The sequence below is a fragment of the Klebsiella sp. WP3-W18-ESBL-02 genome (assembly GCF_014168815.1).
GTDB lineage: Bacteria > Pseudomonadota > Gammaproteobacteria > Enterobacterales > Enterobacteriaceae > Kluyvera > Kluyvera ascorbata_B.
In genome coordinates, this window is the sequence record NZ_AP021972.1 from 3,846,273 (window position 1) to 3,863,223 (window position 16,951).

Consider the following 16,951-nt stretch of genomic DNA (forward strand, 5'->3'; position numbering starts at 1 on the left):
AGTATAAATACGCGTTACTTTCCCATTTCAATTCATGGATGCTTCCGTTGAAACGTAGTCTGTTTTTTTCTGCCGCGCTGTGCGTGGCGTCATTGACCTCGGTGCAGGCTGCGCAACCCCAGCCCCTCACCGCTCCCGCGTTTGCGTCCGATATTGTTGACCGCTACGCCAACCATATTTATTACGGTAGCGGCGCGACAGGCATGGCGCTGGTGGTGATCGACGGCAACCAGCGAGTGTTTCGCAGCTTTGGCGAAACCCGGCCGGGCAACAACGTGCATCCGCAGCTCGACTCGGTGATTCGTATTGCCTCACTGAGCAAGCTAATGACCAGCGAAATGCTGGTTAAGCTGCTCGACCTGGGCGTCGTGAAGCTTGACGATCCGCTGAGCAAATATGCTCCATCGGGTGCCAGCGTTCCAACCTATAACGGCACACCGATTACGCTGGTGAATCTGGCGACCCATACCAGCTCCCTGCCGCGCGAACAGCCCGGCGGTGCGGCGCATCGCCCGGTTTTCGTCTGGCCGACGCAGTCTCAGCGCTGGAGCTACCTGTCGACGGCAAAACTGCACGCCGCGCCGGGATCGCAGGCCAGCTACTCTAATCTCGCCTTTGACCTGCTGGCCGACGCGCTGGGCAACGCCGCGCACAAGCCGTATCCGCAGCTGTTCGAAGAGCAAATCACCCGCCCGCTGGGCATGAAAGACACCACCTTTACGCCGTCGCCGGACCAGTGTGGCCGTCTGATGGTGGCAGAGAAAGGCGCCAGCCCGTGTAATAACACGCTGGCGGCAATGGGCAGCGGCGGCGTTTATTCAACGCCGGGCGACATGATGCGCTGGATGCAGCAGTATCTGTCATCCGACTTCTACCGCCGCAGCAGCCAGGCTGACCGCATGCAGACGCTGGTCTACAAGCGCAACCAACTGACCCGCGTGATCGGCATGGACGTGCCGGGCCACGCCGACGCGCTGGGCCTGGGCTGGGTCTATATGGCGCCGAAAAACGGTCGCCCGGGTATTATTCAGAAAACCGGCGGCGGCGGCGGCTTTATCACCTATATGGCGATGATTCCGCAGTCTAACGTCGGCGCGTTTGTGGTCGTCACCCGTTCGCCACTCACCCGCTTCGTCAATATGAGCGACGGAATTAACGAACTGGTGGCCGAACTGAGCGGCAATAAAGCCGACGTCATTCCCGCCTCTTAATATTCCAAAGGCAAACGCGTGATGCCCACGAGTTTGCCTTTTTCCATCTGGATATAGTCGCCCTTGCGCAGCGCCGCCAGCACCTCGGCAATAACCGATCGCGAAATTCGAGTACGCTGCTGAATATAATTCAGCACACCAATACGTGAGCGTAAATTATCGTCCCAGCCGAGCATCATCAATAACGTCTCGCGGATCTGATGATAATGATTAGCGCCAATCAGCTGCTTATCGCGCAGCTCCAGCAGCCGGGTTTGCCAGGCCATCCAATAAAAGGCTTCTCGCCACAGCTGATAGCGGTCGAGACACTGCAGCGTCTCTTTTGCCGGCAGGGAATAGCCCCGGCATTCGACTTCGGCCGTGAGCGAATAATAATGATGAATCGGGCTAGCCGCCGCCGCGAGACCAAAGATTGACGGCCCCTGGACCACGCCAAAGAGAATCGCGTGGTTTTGCCGATGCAGCGACACCGCGCCTTTTTGCAACACGATCGTCGTGTCGCTCAGCGATTGCTCATCCGACAGCAAGCGCTGCCCCGGCATCAGGTTAAAGCTCACGCCACGCGGCGCCAGATGTTTATCCAGCGTGACAAACTCGTCATGCGGCTTGGTTAAATAAGGCATATTTGCGATCCATGCAATGACACCCATCTTCGTGACGGGCATAGCGTTCTAATCAATACAGAAAACAGTCCGACTCTGTATGCTCAAGGTCCGAAAAAGCACCTGCTCAACATAATAAAAAACTTTCACTCTGAGTACAGTAAAAAAAATCAAAAAAAGGTTTCAGTCAACGTTATTTCGCCCCCAGGTCAATAATGCAATAAATATTAAAAATACATTCAGGTGAAGCAATAGATATTAATTATTTATGTCCCGCAACAGGCGTTAAGGAATAACGTCATGCCTCCGGCGCCCGCCGGGCCGTACGTCACGTAAAACCACCACTTTAGTAAAACATCTTCTCCCTGATTCGGTTACAATAGACGTCCTTGTTTCACAAACATCAGGCATACCATGACAGACTTACTCCATCGCCCCCGCCGCCTGCGCAAATCCGCTGCGCTGCGCGCTATGTTTGAAGAGACAACACTGAGCTTAAACGACCTGGTGTTGCCGATCTTTGTTGAAGAAGAAATCAACGATTACAAAGCCATCGAAGCCATGCCGGGCGTGATGCGCATTCCAGAAAAACATCTGGCGCGCGAAATTGAACGCATTGCTAACGCCGGTATTCGCTCGGTGATGACCTTTGGAATTTCACACCATACCGACGATACCGGCAGCGATGCGTGGAAAGAAGACGGTCTGGTGGCGCGCATGTCGCGCATCTGCAAACAAACCGTGCCGGAAATGATCGTCATGTCCGACACCTGCTTCTGCGAATACACATCGCACGGCCACTGCGGCGTGCTGTGCGATCACGGCGTGGACAACGACCTGACGCTGGCCAACCTCGGCAAACAGGCGGTCGTAGCCGCCGCGGCGGGCGCGGACTTTATCGCCCCTTCTGCCGCCATGGACGGTCAGGTGCAGGCCATTCGCCAGGCGCTGGACGCGGCGGGCTTTACCGATACCGCCATTATGTCCTACTCCACCAAATTCGCGTCTTCTTTCTACGGCCCGTTCCGTGAAGCGGCGGGTACCGCGCTGAAGGGCGACCGTAAAACCTACCAGATGAACCCGATGAACCGCCGCGAGGCGATCCGTGAGTCTCTGCTGGATGAAGCCCAGGGCGCCGACTGCCTGATGGTCAAACCGGCTGGCGCATACCTTGATATCCTGCGCGATATCCGCGAGCGCACCGAGTTGCCTATTGGCGCCTACCAGGTCAGCGGCGAATACGCGATGATCAAATTCGCCGCCCAGGCTGGCGCCATTGACGAAGAAAAAGTGGTCCTCGAAAGCCTTGGCGCCATTAAACGCGCGGGCGCGGATCTCATCTTTAGTTATTTCGCCCTCGATTTAGCCGAAAAGAAAATTCTGCGTTAATCCCCTTAACGCCCCGCTTTGCGGGGCGTTTTGTCATAAAACGTCACCAAACCGCCATCTAAACGACATCTCGCGCTTCTACTGTCACAGCAGGACAGAGGAGGAGCCGCTATGTTTAGTCTCGACAACGTTATCGACGACCTGTGGCCGGAAGCAAGGCCTGCCCCCTGGCAAAAGAAAATACTGCGTACGCTGCTGCATGAAGCCGAATTTCAGCAATTCGCCGACCTCCATCGCCACCTGAAGGGGCTGGATACGGTCGAGCAGGTGCTGGAGCACCTCAATATCCACTGCGATATCCCGGTACGTAGCCTGGAACAAATCCCCGAGCAGGGCCCGCTGGTGATTATCGCCAACCACCCTACCGGCACCCTCGACGGCCTGGCGCTGCTCTATGCCGTCTCCCGCGTTCGCCGCGACGTTAAAGTCGTCACTAATCGTATGCTGACCCATCTTGGGCCGCTGAGTTCGCTGTTTATCCCGGTGGATAACATCAATGGCCGCACCGCAAAATCGGCGCTCCAGCAAATGGACAACCAGCTGCACAACGGCGGCGTGCTGATCTTCTTCCCAGCCGGCGAAGTTTCGCGCCTGACGCCTCGCGGTATCCGCGACAAAAAATGGCACTCGGGATTCATCAAACTGGCCGCAAAATACCGCGCCCCGCTGCTGCCCGTGTGGATTGATGCGCACAACAGCGCGCTGTTTTACGTCAGCGCACTGCTGTCTAAAAATCTGCCGCTGCTGCTGCTCATGCAGCAGATGTTCCGGCGGCGTAACAGCCGTCTGCCGGTGACAATCGGCGAACAAATTAGCGGATCTGCGTGGTTTAACGCGCAGTCCACCCCGCGCGAGATGACCGAGCGCTGCTACCGTCACGTACAGCGCCTCGGCAAGGGCCTGCCGGGGGTGTTTAAAACCGAAAGCGCCATCGCCCGCCCGGAGCCCCGCGCTCTGCTCAAGCGTGAACTGAGCCAGGCGGAATGTCTGGGACGCACCGCGGACGGTAAGGCCATCTATTTGTGGCAGCGCAACGGCCAGGAAGAGGCGCCGCTGCTGCGCGAGCTGGGCCGGCTGCGTGAGATTGCCTTTCGTGCCGTAGGCGAAGGCAGCGGCAAGCGCCGCGATGTGGACGGCTATGATGATGACTATCTGCATTTGATTCTGTGGGATGAAGACGATCTGGAAATTGTCGGCGCCTACCGCTTTATGCCCACCGCGATGCAGCTGGAAAAGCGCGGCCTGGAAGGCATCTACAGCTACAGCCTGTTCCACTACGATCGACGCATGGACGACATTCTCCAGCACGGCATTGAGCTGGGGCGCAGCTTTATTCAGCCGCGCTACTGGGGCCGACGCGGGCTGGACTACCTGTGGTCCGGCATCGGCGCCTACCTGGCGCGCTACCCGCACTATCGCTATCTGTTCGGCCCGGTATCGATTTCCGGCGGCCTGCCGCCGTCGGCGCGCGATCTGCTGGTGGCGTTTTATCGTCTGTGGTTCCCGGCCACGCATCCGCTGGCCGAATCGCGCCGTCCTTACCCGGCGTCGCTACCCGACGTGCTGGCGCAGTTTGGCGGAGAAGACTACAGCGACGATCTGACGCGGTTGAAATCGCTGCTGGGCAACCTCGGCTGCGCCATTCCACCGCTCTACAAACAGTATTCAGAAGTCTGTGAACCCGGCGGCGTACAGTTTATCGATTTTGGCAGCGATCCGGCGTTTAACAACTGCGTGGATGGGCTGGTGCTGGTGGATTTAACCTATCTGAAGGCGAATCGGTATCAGCGGTATATCGGCGCGCATTTAGGTTTGTAGGCCGGACAGGGCGTTTACGCCGCCATCCGGCACGGTGCCGTATTATGCCGGATGGCGCTACGCTTATCCGGCCGACAATCGGCGCCTGTCAGGAACTCACGGCGCACGATAAAACGGCTTATCTCCCAGAATGGTCGCCCGGTGCATAATGCGTCGCTGCGGCAGATAATCGGCGTTGGCGTAATGCTGCGTGACGCGGTTATCCCAAATGGCCACGTCGTTCGGCTGCCAGCGCCAGCGCACCTGAAACTCCGGCTTCGTCAGGTGGGCAAACAGGAAGCCCAGCAGCGCCTCGCTCTCTTTCTCCGTCACATCAACAATTCGGGTAGTAAAGCCTTCGTTAACGAACAGCGCCTGCTTGCCGGTCACCGGATGCGTGCGCACCACCGGGTGTAGCAGCGGTGGGTGTTTTGCCACCGCCTCCAGCCAGCGCTGGTGCTCCTCTTCGTTTTTACGGTATTTGTATTCCTGGAACGATTTACGGAAGTCGTGCTCGGCGCGCAGACCGCTCAGCAACGCCTGCAGCGGCGCGGAGAGCGCCTCAAAGGCGGCAATGCCGCTGGTCCACAGGGTATCGCCGCCGGTAGATGGCAGCTCCTTCGCCGCCAGAATCGCCCCGGCAGGCGGCGTCTCGATAAAGGTGACGTCGGTGTGCCAGTTATCGTTATCCGGCGGATTATCGTCGTGGGTATCCAGGACAATAATCTCTTCCACGCCCGGCGCATGGGGATACACCGGGTGAATATGCAAATCACCGAAACGCTGGGCCAGCGCGCGCTGCTGTTCGGGGGTAATCTGCTGCTCGCGCAAAAAGACTACCTGATGGCGCAGCACGGCGTGGTACAGCTGTTCAAACTGATTGTCGCTCAGCGGGCGGGTAAGATCCGCACCGGAAACCTGCGCGCCGATGTAAGGCCCCAGCGGGGTTATCGCCAGACGTTCACTCATTGTACTTCTCCATGCCAGGGGGTCAGGCGACGCTGAAGCGCACGCAGACCCAGTTCCAGACCAAAAGCGATTATTGCAATAACGGCAATACCTGCCAGCACCACATCGGTCGCTAAAAACTCCCCGGCGGATTGCACCATAAAGCCCAGGCCGCGGGTGGCGGCAATAAGCTCGGCGGCCACCAGCGTCGACCAGCCAACGCCTAAACCAATGCGCAGGCCGGTTAATATTTCCGGCAGTGCCCCCGGTAAAATCACCCACCACAGCACCTGCGCGCGGCTGGCGCCCAGCGACTGCGCGGCGCGGATACGCACCTGCTGCGCACTCTTCACTCCCGCCAGCGCCGACATAGCGACCGGTGCGAAAATAGCCAGATAAATCAGTAAGATTTTCGACGTTTCGCCAATACCAAACCAGATAACCATCAGCGGCAGATAGGCCAGCGGCGGCACCGGGCGATACAGTTCGATAATCGGATCGAGGATCCCGCGTACGGTCGGGCTTAATCCCATCGCGATGCCCACCGGGATCCCGACGATCGTTGCCGCCAGCAGGGCCACCAGAATCCGTCCCAGGCTTGCCGCCAGATGCTGCCACAGCGTGGCGTCCATAAAGCCCTGCGGGCTGGCGATGGTCAGCAGCTTAGTCAGTACCTGTACGGGCGATGGCAGAAACAGCGGGCTTATCAGCTGCGCGGCCGCCACCGCCCACCACACCACCAGCAGCACCGCCAGGGTGAGCACGCTCAGGGTCAGATGGCGCGAAAACGGCCAGCGTAGCGCCAGCGCGCGCTGGCGCGGTTTATCGTTAATCACCACGCTCATGAGAAGGCCTCCCGTTGTTCAAACACCCGGCTCAGCACGTACTCGCGCTGTTCAATAAACCGCGGGTCGGATTTAATGCTGCGGCAGGATTCACCGGCCACAAAGCGGCGGGCGAAGTCGAGCGGCAAACGTTCCAGCACGCGACCCGGCCCCGGCGACAGCAGAACCAGCTCGGTTGCCATAAACACCGCTTCTTCAATATCGTGGGTAATCAGCAGCACTTTCTTACCCGTCTCATGCCACAGCCGCAGCAGCAACGTCTGCATCTGCTCGCGGGTAAAGGCGTCAAGCGCGCCGAACGGCTCATCCAACAGCAGCAGCTGTGGGTTGGCGGCCAGCGCCCGGGCTATGCCAACGCGCTGACGCTGGCCGCCGGAGAGCTGCCAGATAAAGCGTTTTTCCGCGCCTTCCAGCCCGACCTTTTTCAGCATCTGCGCCGCCGTCTCGCGGCGTGCCTCTTTGTTAACGCCTGCCAGCTGTAGCCCTAATGCGACGTTATCCTGCACATTGCGCCACGGGAGAAGGCCCTCATTCTGAAAGACCACACCGCGATCGGCTCCCGGCCCGCTCACGCGTTTTCCGTCGAGGATGATGCTGCCGTGCTGATACGGCACGAATCCGGCAATCAGGTTCAGCAGCGTCGTTTTGCCGCAGCCGGACGGGCCGAGCACGACCAGCAGCTCCCCGCTGTCCAGCGTGAGATCGATATCCTCCAGCGCCGGTTTGCCGCCGTACTCGGCGCTGAGATGCGAGATTTGCAGCATCATGGCCTCCTTACTTCACAAAACGGTCGGTCACATACTGGCGATAATCGCCCGCCACCGCCGGGACTTTGCCCTGCTCTTTGAGGAACTGCGCGGTGTCGACGATGGCTTTGTTGACCGGGCCATTCAGCGCCTGCGCCTGCTGTTCAGCGGTCAGATAGGTATTCCCCTTCACCAGCCCCGGTACGTCCGATGCCGGTACGCCGCTCAAACGCGCCAGCTTGTTGATATTGTCCGGCTGCGCCAGCCATTGTTCTGGGTTATCGATATAGCCGCGCTGGGCGTCAATCGCGCTTTTGGCGAAAGCCTTCACCACGTCCGGGTGTTTCTCAGCAAAATCTTTGCGCACCACCCACACGTCAAGCGTCGGCGCGCCCCACTCGCCGACCTGCGACGAGTCGGTCAACACGGTGCCGTCTTTTTCCAGCGCATTCACCGCCGGTGCCCACACGTAGGCGCCGTCAATGTCGCCACGTTGCCAGGCGGCAATAATCGCCGGCGGCTGGAGGTTGAGAATTTGTACCTGACCAGGCTTGATGCCCCAGTGTTTGAGCGCCGCCAGCAGGCTGTAGTGGGTGGTAGAAATAAACGGCACGGCGATGCGTTTACCGATCAGATCTTCCGGCTTCGTTATCCCCTTTTTCACCACCAGCGCTTCAGAATTGCCCAGCTTTGAGGCCAGCAGGAACACCTCAATCGGTACCTGCTGGCTCGCGGCGACCGCCAGCGGGCTGGAGCCGAGGTTGCCAATCTGTACGTCGCCGGAGGCCAGCGCGCGGACGATGCTGGCGCCGCTGTCAAACTTGCGCCAGTCCGGCTTCGCGCCGCTCAGTTTTTCGAAGGTGTTGTCCGCCTGCGCCACTTTGGCGGGCTCGGCGGAGGTTTGATAAGCGATGGTGACGTCCACGGCCTGCGCCTGGAAGGCCAACAGTGCCAGCGTAGCGGCGATAACGGTGAAACGCGATGCGATTGCCATAATGTCCTGCTCCCATGTCTTGTTATATGGGCAGTATTTATTGGCGTGGGGTGTTTGATAAAGGAATTAAAAATGCTTGTTAATTCCAATTCGTTTTTAGAAGAAAAATGGCAAAGGATAGTCTGTAGGCGGGATTCACTGTGGTCATGTAGGCCGGATAAGGCTATGCCGCCATCCGGCTATCTGCGCCGGAGCGCCTGATGGCGCTGCGCTTATCAGGCCTACGTGTACTCAGTTCAGCAATGGGCTTTCAGCGCCGCAATATCTTTTGGCGTGGTGCGACAGCACCCGCCAATCAGTTTCGCTCCCGCGGCCAGCCACTGCGGCAGGTAGCCTTCCAGCGTGGCGCAGGCCTCGCCGTGGTGATGCCAGGTTTTGCTCACCGCATCGTAGTGCTCACCTGAATTCGGGTAGACCACCAGCGGCAACGGCGTCTGGCTGTGCAGGTATTCCAGCGCATCAACGGTGTTTTCCAGCGCGATGCAGTTAATACCTACCGCCAGAATTTGCGGATAGTCCGCCAGCAGCGCAATCACGTCACGTATCGGCGTGCCGTCGCTAAGATGCTGCGCATCGCGCAGGGTGAAAGAGAACCACGCCTGAGCCACCGGATACTCCGCCAGCAGCTGCGCCAGAGCGCGAATCTCGTCAAACGATGGCAACGTTTCACAGGCCAGCAGGTCAACGCCCGCCTCCAGCAACGCCTCAACGCGCGGGCGGTGGAAGTCCTGGAATACCTGGGCACTGCGCTGATAATCACCGCGGTACTCCGAACCGTCCGCCAGATAAGCACCGTAAGGCCCAACGGAACCGGCAATCAGCAGCCCTTTCGCCGTCGGATCTTCAGCCTGATAGGCATCGCGTGCCTGGCGCGCCAGCTCGACGCTTTTGGCAATCAGCGCCCGCGACTGGCTTTCATCCAGCCCGCGAGCGGCAAAGCCATCCGGCGTAGCCTGGTAGCTGGCGGTGATGGCCACCTGCGCCCCGGCACGGAAGTAGTCGAGGTGTACGTCATAAATCAGCTGCGGGTTTTCCATCAGCACTTTTGCCGACCACAGGCTGTCTGCGAGGTCGCATCCGCGCGCCTCCAGTTCGGTGGCCATTGCACCATCGAGCAGTACAAACGGGCGATCGCTCAGAATGGCGGTTAACGGATTATTCAGCGGCATGCTGCGGCTCCTGTTGGGTCTGACGTGAACGCGTTAAGTAATAGGCACCATAGCACAGCGCCACAAATGGAATCCCGCACCACAGCGCAATACGCTGCGACGGGTCAAAGGCCAGCCCCAGACAGGCCACGACGCAGAGCACAAACCCGAGCACCGGTACCGCGGGGTACCACGGCGCGCGATAGTGGAGCTCGCTCAGCGCTTTGCCCTGCTGTAAGTGACGGCGGCGGAAAACAAAGTGTGAGGCGCAGATACTAATCCATACCGCCACCACCGCAAAACCGGAAATCGCCGACAGCGCCACAAACACAGTATCCGGCGCGACAATGCTGGAGAACAGCGCCAGCAGGCCGCCGAGCATACTCACCGACAGCGCCACCAGCGGCACGCCGTTTTGCGTCACCCGCGAGAAGCAGCGCGGCAGCGTCCGTTCGTTGGACAGCGACCACAGCATCCGCCCGGACGCGTACAGGCCGGAGTTGGCCGCCGACAGAATCGCCGTCAGGATCACGAAGTTGAAGATATCCGCTGCGTAAGGAATACCCACTTTCTCAAATACCAGCACGAACGGGCTTTTTTCGACCCCTGCCTGCTGCATCGGGATCAGCGCGGCCAGCACGAATACGGTGCCGATAAAGAAAATAATTAACCGCGCGATGGTGGTGCGAATCGCCACCGGGATCACTTTGTGCGGGTTCTCGGTTTCCCCGGCGGCGATACCGATAAGCTCGGTGCCGGAAAAAGCAAAGTTGACAGCTACCATGGTCATCAGAATCGGCAGCCCGCCGTGCGGGAACCAGCCCTCGGCGGTGAGGTTATGCAGCCCCGGCGCGGGTGAACCGTCCTGCATCGGGATAAACCCAAAGATAGCCGCGCCGCCCAGTACGATAAACGCGATGATGGTAATCACCTTCACCAGCGAGAACCAGAATTCACCTTCGGCAAAGAAGCGGGTCGAGATAACGTTAAGGCCGAAAATCAGCACGCAGAACAGCAGGCACCAGATCCACACCGGCACCTGGGGGAACCAGTACTGCATACAGAACCCGGCGGCGGTAAAGCTGGAACCCAGCGCAACCGTCCACGTCAGCCAGTAGAGCCAGGCAACGGTGTAGCCGGTTGCCGGGCCAAGATAGCGCGACGCGTAAAGGTGAAACGCGCCCGTTTCCGGCATGGCCACCGACAGCTCACCGAGGCACTGCATCACCAGCCAGACCACCAGCGCGCCAATAAGATAGGCCAGCAGCGTACCTGCCGCGCCGGTCGTCGAGATGATATAGCCGGTATTAAAAAAAAGCCCTGTGCCAATCACGCCACCCAGCGACAGCATAATCAGGTGGCGGGTTTTCATGGTGCGCTTGAGCTGCCCACCTTGTTGTTGTGTTGTGTTTTGCATTATTACCTTCTAAACGTATGGACATCTAAACATCCAAATCAGAAGGCAGTTATACAACGATTGTGTGTAAATTGCAAAACGGCCAACGACGATCGACTCAAGCAAACGATGCAATCCATAGAATGGATTGCATCATCAAAATTGAAAGAAAGACAATAATTAAATTATTGATATCCCATTATTACAGGATTGATGGGATATTGCCCCACAAACATATCATAGGACATTTAAATAAAAGAAAGATGAAAAATAAGCTTCTATTTTCCCTTCATATTATATTTTTATCACCAAGCCAGTATTACTTTAATGAACTCACATCCGTCACCCTCTTTTCAAGATCGGGTTTTACGGGGCTATACGTTTTGACATAATCAATGATTGACTCTGCAGAGGTCGTGCCGCTAATTGTTTTTACATTTTTTCCATTTAAAAATGACTCAAAACCATCGCCGCCAGTCGCACAAAATGAGTGTGTGACAACTCGATAAGTTTTCGTTGATTCTATAGGTTGATTATTAATAGTAAATTTAATCAACCGATCGCCAAGAGGTTTTTTGCTATCATATTCAACATGCACATTTTTTGACACTTGCAAAACACCATTGGTGAGGTTGGTTGCATGAATCATTAAATTGATGAGATCTTTTCCAGTCAGATCCATTTCAACCAGTTCGTTATTAAACGGGAAGGTTGTAATAATATCACCGTACTTTAAATTTCCTTGTGGAAAATCAGCGCGCATGCCGCCACTGTTTTGGAATCCTGCGACAGCATCCGGTGCTTTAGCCATCATAGCATCGAGAACTAAGTTACCAACGGGCGATGATTCCCCATAAGCACGAGTGAATGGCGCGGTTGCCGACCCAATAATCTGGTCAGTGATGTTTTTTAACTTAGTATTCCACTCATCAATCTTAGCTTGCACTTTTGGATCGGGTTTATATTCATCAGCAAACACGGTGATTAATTTACCGCTGTAGCCATCAATTTTTTTCGTCTGAGGGTTAAAATCCAACACTAACTTACCAACATCGGTACCATACGCATCCGTTGACACAACCAGCGTGTTATTGACTTTAATGGGTTCGGGAGTGCCCACATGAGCGTGTCCTGTGATTAGCACATCGATACCTTCAAATTTCTTTGCGGTATCGATATCGGCTTGCAGCATTCTGGCTACGTCTTTACTTCCATAACTGGATTGGCGCGCTGGTGTCCCTTCGTGGATAAGCAGTACAATGATATCAACCTTACCTTTTAATTCATCAAGCCCTTTTTGGATATAAGGCCCTTCATCACGAGCTTCCGAACCAGCATAGGCCTTAGCCGCGACCGTATCATAAAATGCAAATTTTTGATGCACCCCTATTACGCCAATTTTTATGCCATCTTTTTCGACAATCGTCCAGGGTTTATTCCAGACCGGCTTGTCACTATTCGTATAGAATACATTCCCCAGTAAAATGGGAAAGTTCGCTTTTGATAACTGCTTAACCATGTTATCAACGCCATGATCAAATTCGTGGTTGCCCACTGATACCGCATCAAAAGGCATTGTATTCATTATATCAATAATTGCTTCACCTTTGGTCAGGGTACTGATATAGGGCCCAGTAAAATAGTCTCCCGCATCAAAGAAAAATACATCTTTACTTTCTTTCCTGGCATCATTAACGAGGGTCGCAATATTAGCAAAACCACCTACTGCACGCGCCTTGTCAACGGCAGGAATTTTGCCTGGAGAAACATGAGCATGGAGGTCATTGGTATAATAAATAGTCACATTCTTCGCACAAACCCAAAAAGGTAATGCGAGTAGAATACCGGCAGTCAGTGCCTTTATTTTCATAGCGAGTTCCGTTCAGTTATATAAAGGTTTGTTAATTTACATTCAGAAAGGTTTTTTTATGTGCGGCTGTTCACACATCCAGCCATGAGCAATAAGATAAAGTCAGCAACCTACCAAAATCGTTGGTGGGCTGCGTCAACTTTATTTATTAATACTGGTAAGACATTCAGCTGCCGTAATTCAGGACTACCGATATCTACATCGGCAGATGCCAACTGGCCAAACTATAGACTGGGGTATCCTGCATTACACTGCCGAGCGTGCGGGCGCTATTCAGCTCTGTTTGATGAACAGCAATTTAGTGAATGGTTATATCTCTCTTTCGGGGTGAGGGTCCTCCCCTCCCCCCCGAAAGCCTGGGCTTACTCGTCGAAGAACCAGTAGCCCTGGTTAATCAAATCCGTCAGCTCAGCAATAAACGCCGGGTTCGCCAGCGCTTCACCGAAGTGGGATTTATCCAGTTCGGTATAGCGACACAGCGCATCTGCGGCCTGCGGCGCGCAGGTTTCCAGCTTCTCGCTATTAATAAAAACGCTATCGCCGACATTCAGCACCCGCAGACCGTTGAGGCGACGCAGCGTTTCTCCCGCTTCCAGCGCCGTCGCCACCTCTTCTGGCGTATACGCAGGCTCCGCAGGGGCAATATCCAGCTCATGGCGCGGCGTCGTCACAAAACTGCCAAACCACTGTTTAAAATCGTTCGGCTGGCGGATCATATCGATCATCATCGTGCGCAGACGTTCAAGCTCATGGTCTTCCACTTTACCCACGTGTTCACGGCAGGTGAGATCCGGATCGGTGTAGTATTTCTCGCCCAGATCGTTCTCCAGCACGTAGTCGGCAAAGCTGCTGATCAGCTCGCGACCGTTCGGCCCGCGGAAGCCGACGGAGTAGTTCAGCGTGTCTTCGTAGGTATAGCCGTCGTGCGGGAATCCTGGTGGAATATAAAGAATGTCGCCCGGCGCCATTTCTACGTCGATAATGGGGGTAAACGGCTCAACGTGCAGCAGGGCCGGATGCGGGCAGTGCTGTTTTAACGGCAGCGCATCACCCACGCGCCAGCGACGGCGTCCCATCCCCTGAATGATAAACACATCGTACGGGTCGATGTGCGGCCCAACGCCGCCACCCGGTACCGAGAAGGAGATCATCAGGTCGTCCAGCCGCCAGTCCGGCAGCGCGCGGAACGGGCGTACCAGCTCGGCAGAAGGCTCGTGCCAGTGGTTGACCGCCTGCGCCAGCAGCGACCAGTTTTTCTCCCCCAGGTGGTCAAAATCTTCAAACGGGCCGTTACTCGCCTGCCATTTGCCGTCAATATGGCTCACCAGTCGGCTGTCGACTTCCATTTCCATGGCCAGACCGGCCAGCTCGTCAGGCGTAATCGGGTCGACAAAATTCGGGAACGCATTTTTTAACACTACCGGCTGCTTCTGCCAGTATTTTTCCAGAAACTCCGGCCAGTTAAGGTTGAGTTGATAAGCCATATTTTCATACCATCAGTAGAGGGGTAGCCCTGATTATAAAGAGGGCTACCCGGCATCCGCCTTGTGATGAATCAACTGTGGATGCACACATCGCCGATGTCTTTGCGCGCATGGCTCTCGCGGCTTATGCCACCGCCACCCGGTTCCTCCCCTGCTGTTTGGCCCGGTACAACGCCGTATCGCTGCTGCTGATTAGCTCGGCGGCAATATCCGCAATTTGCTGAATGCTGCAGACAAACTGCGGAGAGTCCCAGGTCATGACGCCGAAGCTAATGGTCAGCACCCCGCCAATCGGGCTGGTTTTGTGATCGATGGCCAGCGCCATGACCCGCTCACGCAGCCGCTCGGCCACCGCCTGTGCGCTTTCTCGCGTGGTATTCGGCAACATAATCAGAAACTCTTCACCGCCGTAGCGGCTGACGCAGTCATCGGGCCGCAGACCGCCCTTCAGCGCTTCGGCGACGGCTTGCAGTACCCGGTCTCCGGCCTGATGGCCGTAGGTGTCGTTATAGCGTTTGAAAAAGTCGATATCCGCCATACACAGCGACAGCGTGGTGCCTTCTCGCTGCGCACGGGTGATTTCATCGCTGAGCCGGGCGTCCATATAGCGACGGTTGAACAGGCCGGTCAGATGATCGCGCTCGGCGTATTGCAACAGCGTCTGGTTGGCACGCGCCAGCTGCTGCTCCGCCAGCTTGCGGTCAGTAATATCCATCCACGCCAGAGAGACGCCCACCACGTTGCCATCCGCATCGTTCACCGCCATGGGTTTAATGTAGAAATAGCGGCCCCGGAACAACACCTCTTTACTGGAAATCGCCTCGCCGGCGTCAAGCTGCATAAGATCCTGCTGCAACAGCTGATACCCTTCCGGCATAAATGCGCTGAGATTCGTGCCGATCAGCGCCTCTTCCGGCGCACAGAGCAGCGCCCCCATCGCGCGATTGGCTTTCGTCAGCATGCCGTTACGGTCAACCACGCACAGCGCCAACGGCGTATTCTGATACAGTGATTCGAGCTGCAGCACGCGTTCACCCAGCCGGGAGATGTCGCGATCGATACCGCGATAGCCGGTGAGCTTGCCCTGGTCATCAAACAGCGGCATCCCGCTGGTTTCAATAATCACGATACTGCCATCCGCCCGCTGATTGCGGTTTATCAGGCCTGAGAAGGGCTTTTGTGACGCAAAAATATCGCTTAACGTTGCCGTTAGTCTCTCCCGCTCAACGGGCGCAATGAAATCGAGCGGCGTACGTCCCAGCACCTCTTCAGGCCGATAGCCAAGCAGGCGGGTCACCACCTCGGAGACCCACACATAGCGCCCCTGCGCATCCACTTCCCACACCCAGTCGGTGTTATGATTGAGGAGATCGGCCAGTTTGCCGTCATCCCTCTGATTCTGCTGCACGGACGGCTTCGCCATTGTCATTCACGCTTCTCCCTTGGTGCATTCGGTTGATAAATTGCTCAATAATTAATCATCGCGTCAACCAAAACATAATGACTTGTTATTTAATCGCCCCTAAGACTTTAACGATTCGTGCGCCTGCATTATTTTATAACAAGAATAAAGGAGCCGAGCCTGTGATTTCAATTCAATATTTGTGCCCAAAATGCGCCGGTATCACGGAAATGACTAACATTGATAAAATTAAAAACGCAGAAGATCAACATCCAATGCGTTGCCATCACTGCGATGCCCCATTTAGTAAAGATGCGCTTATCAAATTTGCCCGCCAGAAAGCAGAGGAAATGATCGGTGAAGCATTAATGCAGTTAAAAAATGTATCTATTCATAAAGATAAGTAAAAACCAAAGCGCTTTTACTCTGGTCTATTAATATTAGCCATCATACTCAAGAAATATTTGTATTTTTCTGGTCAGACCGGCATACCCTATTTTTGATAATAAACAGTGTTCTCCTTCACATAATGTAAAAAAAACGGGTGGCATTATCTGCCACCCGCCGGGATATATAAGAGTCAAAAATGCTTATGCCAGCGCATCCGCCTCCATCATCACCGGATGAAAACGGCGTTTGAAATAAATAAGCCCGTGCCCTTCTTCTTCGGCCAATGCAATATGTTGAATTTCCACCAGATAAACCAGATGGCTACCGATGGTCTGCACCTGGCGAATTTCTCCTTCCAGGCTCGCCAGCGCGCCCTTCAGCACCGGCTGTGCCAGCGGGCCACGCTGCCAGCCGGCCAGACCAAAGCGTTCGTCCATCGCCATGCCGGTCATACCGGCAAAATGGCGCGCCATGATCTCCTGCTCGTGATTGAGCACGTTAACGCACAGCCTGCCGTTGCCCTGGAATACCGGGTTCATGGCGCTGTTAGCATTAATGCACACCATCACCGACGGCGGCGTGTCCGTGACCGAACAGACGGCGGTGGCGGTGATACCACAGCGACCGGCCTCCCCCTCGGTAGTCACGACGTTAACGGCGGCCGACAGGCTGGCCATGGCATCGCGAAAACGCAGGCGTTGTTCATCTAATTGCATTGTGACCTCCCGC

15 protein-coding genes and 1 pseudogene are annotated in these 16,951 nt (G+C 55.9%); 5 read left to right on the top strand and 11 right to left on the bottom strand.

What is annotated here, in order from left to right; genetic code table 11:
- Positions 1-47 precede the first annotated feature (47 nt).
- Complete coding sequence (gene ampH, locus H7R56_RS18375; RefSeq protein WP_106928104.1) at positions 48-1,211, top strand: D-alanyl-D-alanine-carboxypeptidase/endopeptidase AmpH; 1,164 nt, start codon at positions 48-50, stop codon at positions 1,209-1,211.
- Here ampH and H7R56_RS18380 read toward each other — a convergent pair.
- Positions 1,208-1,834 carry a helix-turn-helix domain-containing protein gene (locus tag H7R56_RS18380; protein WP_106928106.1) on the bottom strand — a complete coding sequence of 209 codons (627 nt, stop codon included), beginning with the start codon at positions 1,832-1,834 and terminating at the stop codon, positions 1,208-1,210. The genes ampH and H7R56_RS18380 overlap by 4 nt on opposite strands.
- Before the next feature lie 393 nt (positions 1,835-2,227).
- Here H7R56_RS18380 and hemB point away from each other — a divergent pair, with 393 nt between their 5' ends.
- Together hemB and H7R56_RS18390 are read left to right on the top strand one after the other, a co-directional pair.
- The gene (gene hemB, locus H7R56_RS18385; protein ID WP_065357864.1) at positions 2,228-3,202 is read left to right on the top strand and encodes a porphobilinogen synthase; all 975 of its coding nucleotides are present in this window, start codon (positions 2,228-2,230) and stop codon (positions 3,200-3,202) included.
- Positions 3,203-3,313: 111 nt separating this feature from the next.
- A complete protein-coding gene (locus H7R56_RS18390; protein ID WP_106928108.1) occupies positions 3,314-5,020 on the top strand; it encodes a bifunctional ornithine lipid synthase OlsF in 1,707 nt (568 codons plus the stop codon).
- 96 nt (positions 5,021-5,116) lie between these two features.
- Here H7R56_RS18390 and tauD read toward each other — a convergent pair whose 3' ends face one another.
- From tauD to H7R56_RS18425, 7 genes are all read right to left on the bottom strand, one after another.
- Positions 5,117-5,968, bottom strand: coding sequence for a taurine dioxygenase (gene tauD, locus H7R56_RS18395; protein ID WP_106928110.1), 852 nt, complete (start codon positions 5,966-5,968; stop codon positions 5,117-5,119).
- Positions 5,965-6,792: a taurine ABC transporter permease TauC gene (tauC, locus tag H7R56_RS18400; RefSeq protein ID WP_106928113.1), complete on the bottom strand. Its 828-nt coding sequence runs from the start codon at positions 6,790-6,792 to the stop codon at positions 5,965-5,967. The genes tauD and tauC overlap by 4 nt, the downstream gene beginning before the upstream one ends.
- Positions 6,789-7,556, bottom strand: a complete 768-nt coding sequence (gene tauB, locus H7R56_RS18405; RefSeq protein WP_106928115.1) for a taurine ABC transporter ATP-binding subunit — start codon at positions 7,554-7,556, stop codon at positions 6,789-6,791. Before tauB ends, tauC begins: the two co-directional genes overlap by 4 nt.
- A gap of 10 nt (positions 7,557-7,566) precedes the next feature.
- A complete protein-coding gene (tauA, locus tag H7R56_RS18410) occupies positions 7,567-8,532 on the bottom strand; it encodes a taurine ABC transporter substrate-binding protein (protein ID WP_106928117.1) in 966 nt (321 codons plus the stop codon).
- 236 nt (positions 8,533-8,768) lie between these two features.
- A complete protein-coding gene (mmuM, locus tag H7R56_RS18415; protein ID WP_106928119.1) occupies positions 8,769-9,701 on the bottom strand; it encodes a homocysteine S-methyltransferase in 933 nt (310 codons plus the stop codon).
- Positions 9,688-11,097 carry an S-methylmethionine permease gene (mmuP, locus tag H7R56_RS18420; RefSeq protein ID WP_106928121.1) on the bottom strand — a complete coding sequence of 470 codons (1,410 nt, stop codon included), beginning with the start codon at positions 11,095-11,097 and terminating at the stop codon, positions 9,688-9,690. Before mmuP ends, mmuM begins: the two co-directional genes overlap by 14 nt.
- 298 nt (positions 11,098-11,395) lie before the next feature.
- Positions 11,396-12,946 (bottom strand): bifunctional metallophosphatase/5'-nucleotidase, encoded by a 1,551-nt coding sequence (locus H7R56_RS18425; RefSeq protein ID WP_106928123.1) that lies wholly within the window; start codon positions 12,944-12,946, stop codon positions 11,396-11,398.
- 84 nt (positions 12,947-13,030) lie between these two features.
- Here H7R56_RS18425 and H7R56_RS27725 point away from each other — a divergent pair.
- Positions 13,031-13,258: pseudogene (locus tag H7R56_RS27725) on the top strand (hypothetical protein); the annotation flags it as partial.
- Positions 13,259-13,308: 50 nt separating this feature from the next.
- Here the strand turns inward: H7R56_RS27725 and H7R56_RS18430 are convergent.
- Together H7R56_RS18430 and H7R56_RS18435 are read right to left on the bottom strand one after the other, a co-directional pair.
- Entirely contained in the window at positions 13,309-14,430 is a 1,122-nt protein-coding gene (locus H7R56_RS18430; protein WP_106928125.1) for a ribosomal protein uL16 3-hydroxylase, read from the bottom strand.
- Between the two features lie 124 nt (positions 14,431-14,554).
- The gene (locus H7R56_RS18435; RefSeq protein WP_223878944.1) at positions 14,555-15,859 is read right to left on the bottom strand and encodes a sensor domain-containing diguanylate cyclase; all 1,305 of its coding nucleotides are present in this window, start codon (positions 15,857-15,859) and stop codon (positions 14,555-14,557) included.
- Positions 15,860-15,930: 71 nt separating this feature from the next.
- Between H7R56_RS18435 and H7R56_RS18440 the strand changes: the two genes are divergently transcribed.
- Positions 15,931-16,239, top strand: a complete 309-nt coding sequence (locus tag H7R56_RS18440) for an ECs_2282 family putative zinc-binding protein (RefSeq protein WP_146145723.1) — start codon at positions 15,931-15,933, stop codon at positions 16,237-16,239.
- A gap of 183 nt (positions 16,240-16,422) precedes the next feature.
- On the opposite strand, the gene H7R56_RS18445 is transcribed toward H7R56_RS18440, so the two are convergent.
- Positions 16,423-16,938 (bottom strand): 4-hydroxyphenylacetate 3-monooxygenase reductase subunit, encoded by a 516-nt coding sequence (locus H7R56_RS18445; protein ID WP_106928129.1) that lies wholly within the window; start codon positions 16,936-16,938, stop codon positions 16,423-16,425.
- Between the last annotated feature and the right edge of the window lie 13 nt (positions 16,939-16,951).